Source organism: Streptomyces sp. NRRL F-5755 (assembly GCF_001279365.1).
GTDB lineage: Bacteria > Actinomycetota > Actinomycetes > Streptomycetales > Streptomycetaceae > Streptomyces > Streptomyces rimosus.
The window spans coordinates 1-14,187 of record NZ_LGCW01000310.1 but is presented as its reverse complement, the minus strand read 5'-3'; the positions used below and the strand labels follow the sequence as shown (position 1 = coordinate 14,187).

Sequence of the window (14,187 nt, the reverse complement as noted above, 5' to 3'; positions counted from 1 at the left end):
ACGTCCCGGGGCCCGCGCGGGCGGCCCTGCCGCACGGTGGCATGCTGACGGCGTGAACCGACCCGAGATCCACCTCACTGTTGCCCCTGAGCTGCGGCTCTTCGTCCCCTCCGAGCGGCGCGAAGGCCGCACCGCGCTGCGAACCGACGGGACGTCCACCCTCGGACACGTCGTGGAATCGCTCGGCGTCCCGCTGACCGAAGTGGGCCGCCTGCTCGTGGACGGGCGGGAGACGGCGGTGTCGCACGTGCCGCGGGACGGCGAGTCCGTGGAGGTGTGCGCCGTGCGGCGGCCGCAGCGGGTGCCGGGCGCTCCGCTGCGGTTCCTGCTCGACGTGCATCTGGGGACGCTCGCGCGGCGGCTGCGGCTGCTGGGCGTGGACGCGGCGTACGAGAGCACGGACATCGGCGATCCGGCACTGGCCGCGCGGTCGGCGGCCGAGCGGCGGGTGCTGCTGTCGCGGGACCGCGGTCTGCTGCGGCGGCGCGAGAACTGGGCGGGCGCGTTCGTCTACAGCGACCGCCCGGACGAACAACTGCGCGACGTGCTGGGCCGGTTCGCGCCGGAGCTCAAGCCGTGGACCCGGTGCACGGCGTGCAACGGGCTGCTCAAGGAGGCCGAGAAGGGCACGGTCGAGGAGCGGCTGGAGGGCGGTACGCGGCGTACGTACGACGTGTTCGCGCAGTGCACCGTCTGCGAGCGGGTGTACTGGCACGGCGCGCACCACGCGCGGCTGGAGGCCGTCGTGGACGCCGCGGTCCGCGAGTTCGGCGGGGCGGCGACCGGGCGCGGGTAGCGGCCTGGGCGCACGCCCTCCCGGGTGCGCGCCCTCAGCTCACGGCGCGTCCGCGGGCCGCGGTACCGCCGTCCCCTGCCCCGGCTCCCCCGGCCCCGCGCCGCCCGGCTCCGCCTCCAGCGCCGCCAGCGCCATCAGCTCCCGCGACGTGACGCCTTCGGGAATCGGCACCGGCGCGGGGGTGCGCAGCGGCGGCTGCCAGCCGGCTTCCGGGTCCCAGGAGCGGACGACCTTGGCGGGCGCCCCGGCCACCACCGAGTGGTCGGGGACCTCGCCCCGTACGACCGCGCCGGCCGCGACCACCACGTTGCGGCCCAGCCGGGCGCCCGGGAGTATCACCGCTCCGGTGCCGATCCAGCTGCCCGGTCCGATGGTGACCGGTTCACTGCGCGGCCACTGCTTGCCGACGGGCAGTTCGGGGTCGTCGTAGCTGTGGTTGGTGGTCGTGACGTACACGCCGGGGCCGAAGAAGCAGTCGTCGCCGATGGTCAGCCGGACGTCGGCGATCACATGGCTGCCGCGGCCCAGGACGACGCCGTTGCCGAGGGTGAGGATCGGGTCGGGGCCGAGGTCGAGGTCGGGCATCATGCCGGCGGTCAGCGTCACGTCCTGGGCGATGATGCAGTACGCGCCGATCTCGATCCACGGGTCGCCGAAGACCGTGCCCTGCGGGTAGGCCAGCCGGGCGCCGCTCCCCAGCCGGCGGAAGCGGTACGGCCCCGGGCGCTCGGCGGTGACGGCGCCCGCCTCCCGTACCCAGCGCGCTCCGCGGTGCACCGCGCGGGACACGGCCCGGCGGCGCCAGGCCACCACGGATGAGAACACGTTCTGCTTTTTCGGCACCCGCTCACCGTACTCAGCCCCGCGCACCGCCCGCTCCGCCCCCACCTGTGATCTTCACCCCACGGGCACCGCCCGGCGCCGACGGGACAGTTCCCGGCGGTCCGCCTATCGTGAGTCCATGGCACCCGAGCGGCAGGCTTCCGAAGGCCGCCACGAGTCGGCCGAGGAACGCGCCGACCGACGGTGGAACGAACTGCTGCAAGAAGTACGGGTGGCCCAGACGGGCGTGCAGATCCTCTTCGGCTTTCTGCTCACCGTCGTCTTCACGCCCCGCTTCGCCACCCTCGGGCCGACCGAGCGGGCCATCTACGTGGTGACGCTGTGCCTGGGCGCGGCGGCGACCGGCGCGCTCGTCGGCCCGGTCGCCTTCCACCGGTTCGTCACCGGGCAGCACATCAAGCCGGAGACGGTCGTCTGGGCCTCCCGGCTGACCATCGTCGGCCTGGTGCTCCTGCTGGCCACCGTCGTCGCGGCGTTCCTGCTGATCCTGCGCGTCGCGCTGCACGACAGCGCCGTCCCGTGGATCGTCTCGGGCCTGGTGGTGTGGTTCCTGCTGTGCTGGTTCGCGCTGCCGGCCTGGGCCCGGCACCGGTACGCGGGCAGGAAGTGAGCGCCGGCGCGCGGTGACGCCCGCCCCGCCCCGCGTCGAACGGCGGGGCGCGGGAACCCGGGGTACCGTCCCACCGGGGGCACCACGGCGTGCGCGCGCCTGCCGACCTCTGAGGAGTCGCCATGATCCGGGCCCTGGCCTTCGTCTGCACCCTGAACCCCTCCCCCACCCGCTCCAGCAGCCAACTGCTGGCGGACCAGGTACTGGCCGAACTCGGCGACCTGGGGGTGACCTGCGAATCCGTGCGCGTCGCCGACCATGACGTGCGTCCCGGCGTCGCCGTGGACATGGGCAACGGGGACGCCTGGCCGGGGCTGCGCGACAAGCTCATGGCGGCCGACATCGTGCTGCTGGCCACCCCGATCTGGCTCGGCCACCCCTCCAGCCTGTGCCAGCGCGTCCTGGAGCGGATGAACGCGGACATCGCCGAGACCGACGACCAGGGGCGGCAGCTGATGTACGGCAAGGTCGGTGCGGTGGCCGTCGTCGGCAACGAGGACGGCGCCCACAAGGTCAGCGCCGACCTCTTCCAGGGCCTCAACGACCTGGGCTTCTCGCTGGCGCCCAATGCCGTCACGTACTGGGTGGGCGAGTCGCAGCACACCACGGACTTCCAGGACCTGGACGAGCGCCCGAAGGCGGTGGCGGACTCGACGCGCACGGTCGCCGTCAACGCGGTGCACCTGGCGCGGCTGCTGCACCAGTACGGGTACCCGCCGTCGTCCTGACCGGCCGCCGCCTCCCGCGGCTCAGCGGCGCCGACTGTTCCGTACAGGCTTCAGCACGGCGCCGAGTGCGGCACCCGCCACCGCCGAGGCAGCCGCCACGAGGACGGGGTGGCGTGCCAGGGCCGCCTGGGGCGCGTGCGGGCTGGAACTGTCGTCGAAGATGCCGTGCGCGCCGTGGTCCCGGCCGTCCGGGCCGTCCGCCGGCTCCCACAGGTTCACCGGCCGCCCGGTGCCCGGGCTCTCCTCCATCTGCTGCGCGTCGTACCCCGTACGGGCGAGATAGCGGTCCAGCAGGGCGGGCGCGATCCGGTTGCCGAGGATGGTCGCCACGGTGGAGGCGCCGACGTAGTACTGCTTGCGCCGCGGGTGGTCCGCCGCGTGCACCACGGCCCGCGCGGCCACTTCCGGCTGGTAGACCGGGGCCACCGGCCGCGGGTGCTTCGGCAGGCGCGAGAGCACCCAGTCGAATTGCGGCGTGTTGACGGCGGGCATCTGGACGACGGTGACCGCCACCCGGCTCTTCCGGTGCAGCAGTTCGGTGCGCACGCTGGACGTGAAGCCGTTGATGGCGTGCTTGGCGCCGCAGTAGACCGATTGCAGCGGTACGGAGCGGAAGCCGAGGGCTGAGCCGACCTGCACGATCGCGCCCGCGTCGCGCGGCAGCATGCGCCGCAGCGCGGCCCGGGTGCCGTTGACGAATCCGAAGTACGTGACCTCGGTTGCGCGCCGGTACTCCTCCGGCGTGACCTCCGTGAACGGCGCGAACACCGTGCTGAACGCGCAGTTGACCCAGACGTCGATCGGCCCGAAGGCGTCCTCCGCCGCCTGGGCCGCCGCCTCGACCTGTTCCGGGTCGGCCACGTCGGTGGGCACCACCAGGGCCCGGCCGCCCCGCGCCTCGACCTCGGCGGCGGCCGCTTCGAGTCCCGTACGGCCGCGGGCGAGCAGCACGACATCGGCGCCGCGGGCCCCGAAGAGCCGGGCCGTCGCCCGGCCGATCCCGGCGCTGGCGCCCGTGACGACGACGGTCGGCGCCCCGGCCCGGTCCCGGCGGCTCACCGGGCACCGCGCGAAGCGCCGCCGAAGAGGCGGGCGAGGGCGCGGAAGGGGAGGGTGACGACGGTCGCGATCGCGTTCCCGATGGCGCGGAGCACATCGGCGATGGCACTGAGCATGGGAACCTCCGTAAGGGATCGGGCGGCCCGTGCGGGCCCTGGCGCTCCGGCTACGGCAGCGGCGTGCCGCCGGTCGCGTTGACGATTTCCGCGGTGATGTAACTGGCCTGCTGGGACGCGAGGAAGACGTAGGCCGGGGCCATCTCGACGGGCTGGGCGGCCCGCTGGAGCGGGCTCTGCTTGCCGAATCCGGTGGTGTCCGGCAGCGTCGAGGGGATCAGCGGCGTCCAGACCGGGCCCGGAGCCACCCCGTTGACGCGGATGCCGCGCTCGGCGAGCTGGCCGGCCAGTGCGTGGGTGAAGGTGACGATGGCGCCCTTGGTGGTCGCGTAGTCGAGCAGCTGCGGACTCGGCTGGTACGCCTGGACGGATGTCGTGTTGATGATGCTGCCGCCTGCCGGAATGTGCGGCAGTGACATCTTGCAGAGCCAGAACATGCCGTAGAGATTCGTCCGCAGCACCCGGTCGAACTGCTGCGTGGAAATGCCCTCGATACCGTCCGGCTGCGCCATCTGATACGCCGCGTTGTTGACCAGGACGTCGATACGGCCGAATTCCCGCACCACCCGGTCCACCAGGGCGCGGCACTGCTCCTCCTCGCGGATGTCGCACGACACCGCGAGGGCCCGCTGTCCCGCGTCCTCGACCAGCCGGACGGTTTCCTTCGCGTCCTCCTCCTCTTGCTCCAGGTACGTGAAGGCCACGTCCGCCCCTTCGCGGGCGAAGGCCAGCGCGACGGCCCGGCCGATGCCGGAGTCCCCGCCGGTGATCAGCGTCCGGCGGTCGCGCAGCCGGCCGGTGCCCTCGTACGACGTCTCGCCGTGGTCGGGCCGGGGCGTCATGGCGTCCGTGGCGCCGGGATGCGGCTGGTCCTGCTGGGGGAATTCCGGCTTCGGGTGCTCGTCCACGGGATTGCGCTGGTCGTTTCCGGTCATCGTCGATACCTCCACATACGGATACGCTGACGCGGTACCCGTCCTGCCCCGGCGAACACGTGGCGATTTCCCCTTTCCGTACCGCGTGCGGCCGCTTCCGCCCGGCCGCCGGGATGCGGACGGCCGCTATCCGGCGTGCGATGGTCCCGGAGGTGGTGCAGGCGATGGCACGAGCCATTTGGAGCGGGTCCCTGTCCTTCGGGCTGGTCAATCTGCCGGTACGCATGTACGCGGCGACGGAGAGCCACACCGTGCATTTCCACCAGATCCAGCGCGGGACGTCCGACCGGATCCGCAACAAGCGGGTGAACGAGCGCACCGGGAAAGAGGTGCCCGCCGAGGAGATCGTCAAAGGCGTCGACGCGGGCGACAGCTACGTCCTGGTCGAGCCGGAGGAACTGGACGACATCGCGCCCGGCCGGTCCAGAGCACTGGAGATCGGCGGTTTCGTGGACCTGGACGAGGTCGCGCCGGTCTATTTCGCCACCACGTACTACCTCGGCCCGCGCGGCAAGGATTACGCCAAGGTCTACGCCCTGCTGCACCGGGCTCTCCAGGAGACCAACAAAGCCGGTATCGCCACCTTCGTCATGCGCAACCGCTCCTATCTGGTCGCGGTGAAGGCGGAGGCCGACATCCTGGCGCTGCACACCCTGCACTGGGCGGACGAGATCCGCGATCCGCACGACGAAATCGGCGACCTGCCCGGCCGTACGAGGATTCCGGACCGGGAGCTGAAGACGGCGGCACAGCTCATCGAGGCGCTGAGCACCGAGTGGCACCCGGAGGATTACCACGACACATATCAGGAGCAGGTGCGCCGGCTCATCGAGGCCAAGCGCAAGGGCGAGACGGTGGAGAAGGGCCAGGAGCCGCCGGAGTCGACCAATGTCGTGGATCTGATGAGCGCTTTGCAGGCCAGCGTCGATTCGGCCCGGGGCACGAAGAAGGGGAAGCGGGGAAAGGAATCGGGGACAAGTGGGCGGCGCCGTACCGGAAGCATTACCGGAAAGGGCCGCTCCGGCGGCACGGGCCGCAAGGCTTCGCGTACCGAGGACCTCACGGAGCTGAACAAGGCCGAACTGTACGAACGCGCCACCGAGGCCGGCATTCCGGGCCGGTCCTCGATGACGCGTGACGCACTTCTCGACGCCCTGACCGGCAGCGGCGGCGGCCGAAGCCACGCGAAGGCTTCCTGACCGCCGCCCGGCTCAGCGCGACAGGTCGGGGTCGTCCACGATGTGCACGGCGGCCTCCTCCGCCGACGCGGCGCCGCCGTCGATACCGACGTCGCGGCCCACCTCGTCGTCGCGCAGCCGCAGCGCGTCGCCCTCGTCGCTGCCGGTCATCCGCCCGGCGCGCTCGTCACCCACCTGGCGGTCCACCGGCTCGCCCTCGGCGTCCGGCTGGTCGCCGATGCCGTCGCCGTCCGGCGCCTCGACGTCCGGTTGCTCCTTGGCGAGCCGCTCGTCGAGGCTCTCGCCCGCCCGCTGTTCGTTCGCGGTGGTGCCCGGCTGATTCACGGCCAGCGGCTTTTCGGGCGGTGAATAGCCCTGGTCCAGCATCTCGTCGTAGTCCGGTTCGTCGAGAGCGTCTTCCATATCGAGTTCGTCGGACGTTCCCTGCTTGTCGGACGCGGTCGGCTGATAGACCTCGTCGCCCATCGATTCATCGGACATGGCTGCTCTCTTTCCAGCACGATGACGGTCGGTCGGGGTTTCCTCGGTACGGACTGTGGTTACCTGCCGAGGCCCAGCGATTCCACGATGCGCTGTGCGTTCTCGTACCGCTCGTCGCCCGGAAGGCGTTCGGCCAGTTCGACCAGCCGGTCCGGGGCGTGGTTCTGCCGGAGCGTGCCGACGATGGTGTCGCGGTCCGCCGGATACACACTGCGGCCCAGGTGCTGGGCGAGTTCCGTACGGACCGCGACGGCCTCGGGCGTCAGGCCGTCCGGGGTGCTGCCGGGCGCCGGGCCGCCGGCGGTCCGGTCCACCGCGGGCTGGTCCTCGCCCGCGGGCTCCATTTCGTGGTCCTCTTCCGCGCGCAGTGCGCGGTCGGCCTTCAATTCACCCTGAAGCTGCTTCTTCATCATGTCGTCCCGGGCCGGGCCGGTCTTGTTCGTACCGTGATCCATTGTTTTCCTGCCTCCAGGACTCACTGCTTTTCCTCGTCCCCGCCCCGCACGTTTCAGCCCTCCCGTGCCATGCGTTACGGAGTGCCCGTTGCCCCTTTCGCGAAACAGGTCCGCAGCCGAGAGCGAACGGCGCGCACCGCCGGCCGGGCGACCGGTACGCCGGTCAGCCGCGCCCGGCCCGTGCGAACGGGCCGGATTCCGCGGGACCGGTGATGATCCGGCGGGCGACCTCGGTCAGCTTGGTCTGGTGCGCGCGGGCGTACCGGCGCATCAGCACGAACGCCTCGTCCGGTGTGCGGCCCAGCCGCTCGGCGAGCACGCCCTTGGCCTGTTCGATCAGAACGCGGCTGATCAGGGCGGTCTGGAGCTGCCCGGTCCGGTCCCGGAGTCCGTGCAGGTCCTGCCGGTACGCCAGCCCGATGCCGACGGCGTCGGCCAGCGCCTGCCCGACCGCGACCTCCCTGCGGGTCAGCGCGCCGTGCTGGTGGAAGAGGTTGACGGCGCCCAGGCGGCGGTCCCGGTAGCGCACGGGCAGGGCCGTGGCGGCGCTGTAGCCCTTCTCCAGGGCGCGGGCGGTGAAGTGCGGCCAGCGGGCACGGGCGTCCGGGTGGCACAGCGGGACATCGGTCAGGCCCACCCCCGTACGGCAGGCGTCCCGGCAGGGGCCCTCGTCCAGTTCGACCTGGACCCGCTCCAGTCCCTCGGCCGCGTCGTCCCGGCCCGCCGCCACCACCCGCGGCTTTCGCCCGTCGGCGAGCAGCACACCGCCCGCCTGCACCCCCGGCAGCCGCCGGCAGTACGCGGCCAGCCGTTCCACCGGGCCGGCCGCCTCCCGTCCGCCGGCCGGGTCGGCGAGTTCGAGCAGGGCGGCGATCAGGTGTTCTTCCCTGTCGGCCGGTGACATGGCGGGCTCCCCCCTCGGCGGCCCGTATCCGGCCGCCGGTATCGGACCGGTATGCCGGCCCCGGGTATCCCGGAACGGCCCTGTCAAGCGCCCGGCAGGGGTACGGGCGCACACCGGGGCGCATCCCGGCCGTATCGCGCCGCGCACCATGGCGCTCAGCGCCCCTGCACGGAACGCCCGCGTCCGCCGTCAGCCGCCGGATCTGGCTGGGACATGAGCACTGAATCGCGCCAGAAGGGGTACCCGCACAAACATGCGCCTAGCCGTCCTGGACGCCGGATCGAACTCCGTACACCTGCTGATCAGCGAAGTGGCCGGCGGCGTGCCCTTGCCGGCCCACTCCCTGAAGGACCGGGTGCACCTGGCCGAGCACGTCACCAGGGACGGGACGGTGCCCCCGGAGGGCGCGCGGCGGCTGGCCGGCGCGGTGGCGCGGGCCCGTGAGCAGGCGGCGCGCTGGCGGTGCGACCGGCTGTTCGCGTACGCCACGGCCGTGGTCCGGGACGCCGCCAACCGGGACGAGGTGCTGGCGACGGTCCGCGCGGAGAGCGGAATGCGGCTCGCGGTGCTGCCCGGCGAGGTGGAGGCGGAGCTGACGTTCCTCGCGGCACGGCGCTGGACGGGCTTGCAAGCCGGCCCGATGGCGCTGCTGGACATCGGCGGGGGCTCGCTGGAGGTCGCGTTCGGCCGCGGCGCCCGGCCCGATTTCGCCTTCTCCCTCCCCCTGGGCGCGGGCCGCCTGACACGGGAGTTCCTGCCCGGCGACGGCCGTCCGGACCGCGAGGCGCTGCGGGAGCTGCGCCACTACGTGTGCGAGTCGCTGAAGGACGTGGCGGCACGGGTGCGCTGGGAGGAGCCGCGCACGGTCGTGGCCACCTCCCGTACGTTCCAGCAGCTGGCCCGGCTGTGCGGGGCCGCGCCCGGCCGCGACGGCCCGTTCGTCGCGCGCCACCTGGCCCGCAAGGACCTGAAGCGGGCGGTCCGGCAGCTGGCGGCGCTGCCCCCGGAGGAGCGGGCCGCGCTGCCCGGCATCTCCGCCGCCCGCTGCCGCCAGGCGCCCGCCGGGGCCATCGTCGCCCATCAGGCGATGAAGGCGATGGGCATCGACCGGGTGACCGTCTGCCCGTGGGCGCTGCGCGAAGGCGTACTGCTGCGCCATCTGGAGCACGGCAGTCACGACTGGTGGCCGGGCGCCGTGCTCCGCCACGGCACCTCCGCGGCCCGCACCAGACCCGGCGGCGGTACGGCATCCCGCCTGCCGTACCGCCCGCCGCCCGACCGGGCACCGGCCGACTGACGCCGCTCCGCCCGTACGGCGACGCCAGACCGCGGCGTACGGGCTTTGTCCGCACGCCGCCCGCACCACACCGACCGGGCCCGGACCCCGCCCGTCCGCCATCATCATCAAGCCACACCGGGCGTCCGCGCCCCGTGCCGGAGTCACCATGAACCTGTCGACCTACCGCGTCGCCGACCGCCTCGTGATAGAGGTCCCCGAGATCATCGACATCGCCAACAACCACCAGATGGCCGCCGGCCTCCAGCAGGGCCTCCTGCACGCGCCCCCGGCCGACGGCGTCGTCATCGACCTGCGCGCGCCCATCATCACCGTGGCCGGGCTGCAAACCCTGCTGCGCTGCCAGCGGACCGCGCGGGAGCGCGGCGTGACGCTGAGCGTGGCCGCTGACCGGCCCATGGTCCGCAAGGCGTTCCGCCTCACCGGTGTACACCGCACCATCCCGCTGCACAGCTCGCTGGCGGACGCCCTCGCCGCCGCGTGACCGCTGCCGAACGCGGCCGTGCCGTCACACAAACGAGGTGTTTACCAACTGGTGTGGCGAGTTACCCGTCCCCCAGCCTTCCGCAAGCGGCCGCCGGAAGGCAGGCGCCGGACCGGTTGAGAACACAGCCGCCGGCGCCGCTCTTCCCCTTTCTTCGCTCAGGAGGGCGGCTGGTGGCCGTGGCGCCGGGGAAGCCGCTGCGGCGCGCCGCCCTTGAAGACCAGCGGGTGGGCAGGCAGCCGGGCGGGGGACGCGGCGTGCCGGTAGCGGTCGATGGAGGCGGCCCGCCCGTACGGGCCCGGCCTGCGGTATTGCCGCCCGCGGACGACCGCGGCCTGCGGCTCGGCCGAGGGGGGCCGCCGGGGACGGCGGGGGCGGAGGAGGGCTTCTTCGTACCGGCCCAGGGCAATCACGAGTCCGAGCATCGCCAAAGGCCAGAGGGCGGCGAGCAAGGGCATGGCCGCTCCCTTCCTTGCCGGTCGTACACGCTGGCTGGAGCTTTACGTAGCTTCACGGGTCACCCTGCGGCGAAACGGCAAACCACCGGGTGAGCGCGACCACTCCACCGGTCGTGCCCGACGGGATTCCTCCGCGCCCCGGTCGCATCGCCCGTCGCGCGAAGAAGTGCCTGGTCGGCGCCGCGCGCCTCCGTCCGAGCCGGTCACGGTGGCAACCGCGAAGCCCGCTGCACGAGTTGCGGAACCGGGGCGCGTGTGCGGTCCGTCTCCGGCCGCCGTCCCGGAACCTTGTCCGGCCCTCTCAGTCCAGTCGGGTGAGGTCCGGCCGCAGCCGGTGCCAGGTCGGCTGCCGGAGGCGTCCGGCGGAGGTCCAGCCGGTGAAGGTGACCTCGGCGACGAGCCGCGGCTCGGCCCAGTGGGCGCCCGCCACGTCGACCGGGTCGACGAAGGGCGGGGTGTCCCGCCGTACGACCTCCAAGTACCCGGCGAGTTCCCGGCGTTCGCGGCCGGAAAGCCCCGACCCGACGGAGCCGACGTAGCGCAGTCCGTCCGGCTCGTCCAGGCCCGCCAGTACGGCGCCGGGCAGCCCGGACAGGCCGCCGCGGCCCTCCGTCCAGCCGCCGATGACCACGTCGAGGGTCACCAGGTGCTTCGTCTTGCGCCACTCGGCCGACCGGACGCCGGGGGCGTAGCGCGACGTCAGCCGTTTGGCGACGACGCCCTCGAAGCCCGCGTCCAGGGTCGCCTCCCACGTTTCGCGCGCGTGGCCGGTCACATACGCCGGGACCGACCAGTGCGGCCCCTCGTCGAGCCCCAGCTCCGACAGGGCGGCGCGGCGCTCCACGTACGGGAGTTCCAGCAGCGGACGCCCGTCGAGGTACAGCACGTCGAACAGGACGAGGTGCACCGGGTGATCCATGGCCAGGCTCGTCGCGCGGCGCCTGCTGGTGACGCCCATCCGGCGTTGCAGCAGCCCGAAGTCCGGGCGGCCGTCCGTGTCCAGGACCACCACTTCGCCGTCCAGCACCGCGGACCGGCCCTCCAGCCGTTCACCGAGCGGCGCCAGCTCGGGATACGTCGCCGTCGCGTCGTTCCCGGCCCGGGTGACCAGCCGCAGCGTCCCGTCGCCCGGCGCCTGGCCGAGGCAGCGCGCCCCGTCCCACTTCGCCTCGAAGGCCCACTGGTGCTCCTCCCCCGCCGCGGGCAGCGGGCCGGGGGTGGCGAGCATGGGGCTGAGCGTGGGCAGTGCGCCGGAGGGGGCCATGTCTTCGATGGTGGTGCCGACGCGTACGGGGCGCAGGCGGAGCGGGCAGCGCTCGCGACCCTACGGCTCCCCGACCGCCGCGCGGTGGCTCTTCGCCAGCTCGACGTACATCGTGGCATTCAGGCGGATACCGTCCCGCTCCTCCTCGGTCAGCTGCCGTACGACCTTGGCCGGAACTCCGGCGACGAGCGACCCCGGCGGCACCCGCATTCCCTGCGGCACCAGTGCCTGCGCCGCGACGAGCGCCCCGGCACCGATATGCGCCCCGTTGAGGACCGTGGCCCCCATACCGACCAGTACGTCGTCCTCGACCGTGCATCCGTGCAGCACCGCGTTGTGCCCCACCGAGACCCGCTCACCGACCGTCACCGGAAACCCGGGATCGACGTGCACCGTGCAGTTGTCCTGAATGTTGCTGTCCGCGCCCAGCACGATCGGACCGCAGTCGGCCCGCAGCACCGCGTGATACCAGACGCTCGCACCCGGAGCGAGGGTGACCTCGCCGACCACCACAGAAGTCGGCGCCAGAAAGGCCTCCGCATCGACGTCCGGCTCCTTGCCGCCCACGCCCGCAATCAGTGCTCGCTGCTCCATGGCCGTACTCCTCGTCGCCGGGTCGGTCGTCGCGCCTGGTGGCAGGCTAAGCGACGCGGTACCGGGCGCTTGAGGCGGGCCGCGGGGAAGGCCCCCCGAGGGCTCTCAGGACTTGGTGCGGGCCTGGGCCGGGACCGGGCCCAGCATCTGCTCGCTGATCCAGTGCAGCGACTCCGGCATGCGCTGGATGTAGGTGTGACCGCTGTGCCGGCCGTCGGGGATCTCGAACAGCGTGTGGTGGATCGGGCCGCCGGTGTGTTCCTTGATGAACTTCTTCACGTACGGCACGGCCACCTCCTTCGAGCCCAGCTCGAAGGCGAGATAGACGTCGGGACCGCCCTTGGCCTTCAGCTGCTCGGCCAGCCAGCGCGGGTCGTTGGCGCGCTTTTCCTTGGGGTGGCCGTTCCACATCGGGGAATCCGGCAGGGTGTCGGGGCCGTTCGCGATGACCGCCTTGAATTTCTTCGGATTCTTCAGCACGGCCTTCAGGCCCGCGAAACCGCCCGAGGACGAGCCCATGAACGCCCATCCGTCACGGTTGTCGTACGTACGGTAATTGGCGCGGGCGAAATCCGGGACGTCCTCCGTCAGCCAGGTGCCCATCTTCGGCTGGCCGGGGATGTCACTGCCGTCGTAGTACTTCTTCTTCGGGTTCAGGACCGGCATCACCAGGATGAACGGCAGCGTCTTGCCGGACTGCGACCATTCGGCGATCTTTTCCTCCAGCTTGAAGTCGCCGCCGATCCAGTAGTTGTTCGGGTAGCCGTACGAGCCCGGCAGCGCTATGAGGACCGGAAAACCGCTTTTCGCGTACTGCGGCTGGTTGTACTGCGGCGGCACCCAGGACCATATGTCGCCGGTGAACCCGGATTTCTTCCCGTGCCAGCGGGTCTTGACTATCTTCGTGCCGTCGTCGCCGGTGGTGCGCGCGGTCACGAAGTTCGACCGCGGCCCGGTGGGCTGGACCACCTTGGCGTTCCCGCTAATCGCCTCGCGCGCCTGCGGGCGCAGCTGCGGCACATGAGAGGCGTCGACCTCGTCCCGGTCCTTGGTTCCGCAGCCGGCCGCGAGCCCCATCGCCAGCAGGCTCACCGCGGCGACGACCGCGGTACTGGTACGCAGGCGCTTCATCGGGACGAACTCCTCGCAAACTCATGTCCGGGTGGGGACGGCGGGTGCCGCCCTCCGCCCATCAGGCGAAAGACACCAGAATAAGATCCGCCGGTCGGCCGGCCGACGCTCCCCCGGGGAGTACCGTTTCCGGCCGCCCGCCACGTGGCACGGCGGCACGGCCGCACACCCTGTTGTGCGCTTCCAGGCATATGGATGTCGAACAGGCGGGTTCAGGTTCCCTCGATCGGTATGTCGGGATGCAGTTGATTCGCGCCCGGGGCGGCGGGCATCGTGTTTTTCCGACTGGCGACAGCGCGGCACGGTGCGGTGCCGCGGACGGGGATGACCGATGAGCGCAGGGGCCGAGGACCCGCCGCCGCCCGGAATCACGGGCCGCGCGGCGGAGCGCGGCGCCCTGCGCGAGCTGCTCGCCCGGAATCCGCTGGTGACCGTGACCGGCCCCGCGAACGTGGGGAAGAGCACACTCGCCCGTGCCGTTCTGGAGGAGGCCGCGCGGCACGGCGGCCGCCCCGGCGGCTTCGTCCGGGTCGGCTGCCGGGAGGATGTGGCCGAGGACGGCGTCACCGCGGCCCTCAGCCGGGCGGCGGGCCTGCCGCACGACACGGCACCGCAGGCCCTGGCCGCCCACTGCGCCCGGCTCGGCCTGACCGTACTGCTCGATGACTGCGATCCGGTGGCGGGCGCGTGCGCGTGGCTGGTGCGGCAGCTGCTGCGGGCGGGGGCGGGGCGCGCGGGGGCGGCGGAGCCGGTTCTTCGCCCGGGGGCAGCCGGGCCGGACGTATCGGCTGGGTACGGTCTGCGGATCGTGGCCACAGCGCGGAAGCCGTTGGG

Annotated in this window: 18 protein-coding genes; 7 read left to right on the top strand and 11 right to left on the bottom strand. The window is 72.5% G+C overall.

Going from position 1 to position 14,187, the window contains the following annotated elements; genetic code table 11:
- The first annotated feature begins 52 nt into the window (after positions 1-52).
- On the top strand, positions 53-796 hold the full coding sequence (locus ADK86_RS36620) for a Mut7-C RNAse domain-containing protein (protein WP_053700507.1): 744 nt from the start codon (positions 53-55) through the stop codon (positions 794-796).
- Positions 797-835: 39 nt separating this feature from the next.
- Here ADK86_RS36620 and ADK86_RS36615 read toward each other — a convergent pair whose 3' ends face one another.
- Entirely contained in the window at positions 836-1,621 is a 786-nt protein-coding gene (locus ADK86_RS36615; protein WP_324611443.1) for an acyltransferase, read from the bottom strand.
- A gap of 136 nt (positions 1,622-1,757) precedes the next feature.
- Here ADK86_RS36615 and ADK86_RS36610 point away from each other — a divergent pair, with 136 nt between their 5' ends.
- On the top strand, positions 1,758-2,249 hold the full coding sequence (locus ADK86_RS36610) for a DUF6328 family protein (protein ID WP_053700506.1): 492 nt from the start codon (positions 1,758-1,760) through the stop codon (positions 2,247-2,249).
- 122 nt (positions 2,250-2,371) lie between these two features.
- On the top strand, positions 2,372-2,977 hold the full coding sequence (locus ADK86_RS36605; protein WP_053700505.1) for a flavodoxin family protein: 606 nt from the start codon (positions 2,372-2,374) through the stop codon (positions 2,975-2,977).
- Between the two features lie 21 nt (positions 2,978-2,998).
- On the opposite strand, the gene ADK86_RS36600 is transcribed toward ADK86_RS36605, so the two are convergent.
- From ADK86_RS36600 to ADK86_RS36595, 3 genes are read right to left on the bottom strand one after another with little or no spacing between them, the layout of a single operon-like run.
- Positions 2,999-4,036: an SDR family oxidoreductase gene (locus ADK86_RS36600; protein WP_053700504.1), complete on the bottom strand. Its 1,038-nt coding sequence runs from the start codon at positions 4,034-4,036 to the stop codon at positions 2,999-3,001.
- A complete protein-coding gene (locus tag ADK86_RS45345; protein ID WP_003985963.1) occupies positions 4,033-4,152 on the bottom strand; it encodes an LPFR motif small protein in 120 nt (39 codons plus the stop codon). Before ADK86_RS45345 ends, ADK86_RS36600 begins: the two co-directional genes overlap by 4 nt.
- Positions 4,153-4,202: 50 nt before the next feature.
- Positions 4,203-5,087: an SDR family oxidoreductase gene (locus ADK86_RS36595; protein WP_053700503.1), complete on the bottom strand. Its 885-nt coding sequence runs from the start codon at positions 5,085-5,087 to the stop codon at positions 4,203-4,205.
- A 164-nt stretch (positions 5,088-5,251) separates the two neighbouring features.
- On the opposite strand from ADK86_RS36595, the gene ADK86_RS36590 reads away from it, so the two are divergent.
- Positions 5,252-6,286 (top strand): Ku protein, encoded by a 1,035-nt coding sequence (locus ADK86_RS36590; protein ID WP_053700530.1) that lies wholly within the window; start codon positions 5,252-5,254, stop codon positions 6,284-6,286.
- A 12-nt stretch (positions 6,287-6,298) separates the two neighbouring features.
- Here ADK86_RS36590 and ADK86_RS36585 read toward each other — a convergent pair whose 3' ends face one another.
- The 3 genes from ADK86_RS36585 to ADK86_RS36575 form a co-directional block, all read right to left on the bottom strand.
- A complete protein-coding gene (locus tag ADK86_RS36585; RefSeq protein ID WP_053700502.1) occupies positions 6,299-6,766 on the bottom strand; it encodes a DUF5709 domain-containing protein in 468 nt (155 codons plus the stop codon).
- A 59-nt stretch (positions 6,767-6,825) separates the two neighbouring features.
- Positions 6,826-7,221, bottom strand: coding sequence for a DUF2795 domain-containing protein (locus ADK86_RS36580; RefSeq protein ID WP_053700501.1), 396 nt, complete (start codon positions 7,219-7,221; stop codon positions 6,826-6,828).
- 163 nt (positions 7,222-7,384) lie between these two features.
- Positions 7,385-8,125 (bottom strand): GAF and ANTAR domain-containing protein, encoded by a 741-nt coding sequence (locus ADK86_RS36575; RefSeq protein WP_053700500.1) that lies wholly within the window; start codon positions 8,123-8,125, stop codon positions 7,385-7,387.
- Positions 8,126-8,378: 253 nt separating this feature from the next.
- Between ADK86_RS36575 and ADK86_RS36570 the strand changes: the two genes are divergently transcribed.
- Together ADK86_RS36570 and ADK86_RS36565 are read left to right on the top strand one after the other, a co-directional pair.
- On the top strand, positions 8,379-9,422 hold the full coding sequence (locus ADK86_RS36570) for a Ppx/GppA phosphatase family protein (RefSeq protein ID WP_053700499.1): 1,044 nt from the start codon (positions 8,379-8,381) through the stop codon (positions 9,420-9,422).
- Positions 9,423-9,570: 148 nt separating this feature from the next.
- Entirely contained in the window at positions 9,571-9,906 is a 336-nt protein-coding gene (locus ADK86_RS36565; protein ID WP_053700498.1) for an STAS domain-containing protein, read from the top strand.
- 158 nt (positions 9,907-10,064) lie between these two features.
- On the opposite strand, the gene ADK86_RS36560 is transcribed toward ADK86_RS36565, so the two are convergent.
- The 4 genes from ADK86_RS36560 to ADK86_RS36545 form a co-directional block, all read right to left on the bottom strand.
- Positions 10,065-10,364, bottom strand: a complete 300-nt coding sequence (locus tag ADK86_RS36560) for a hypothetical protein (protein WP_053700497.1) — start codon at positions 10,362-10,364, stop codon at positions 10,065-10,067.
- A gap of 301 nt (positions 10,365-10,665) precedes the next feature.
- On the bottom strand, positions 10,666-11,628 hold the full coding sequence (ligD, locus tag ADK86_RS36555) for a non-homologous end-joining DNA ligase (RefSeq protein ID WP_053700496.1): 963 nt from the start codon (positions 11,626-11,628) through the stop codon (positions 10,666-10,668).
- Between the two features lie 60 nt (positions 11,629-11,688).
- A complete protein-coding gene (locus ADK86_RS36550; protein WP_053700495.1) occupies positions 11,689-12,222 on the bottom strand; it encodes a gamma carbonic anhydrase family protein in 534 nt (177 codons plus the stop codon).
- Between the two features lie 105 nt (positions 12,223-12,327).
- A complete protein-coding gene (locus ADK86_RS36545) occupies positions 12,328-13,353 on the bottom strand; it encodes an alpha/beta hydrolase (RefSeq protein WP_053700494.1) in 1,026 nt (341 codons plus the stop codon).
- Between the two features lie 331 nt (positions 13,354-13,684).
- On the opposite strand from ADK86_RS36545, the gene ADK86_RS36540 reads away from it, so the two are divergent.
- A partial coding sequence (locus tag ADK86_RS36540; RefSeq protein ID WP_199834541.1) for an ATP-binding protein occupies positions 13,685-14,187 on the top strand: 503 nt, incomplete at its 3' end.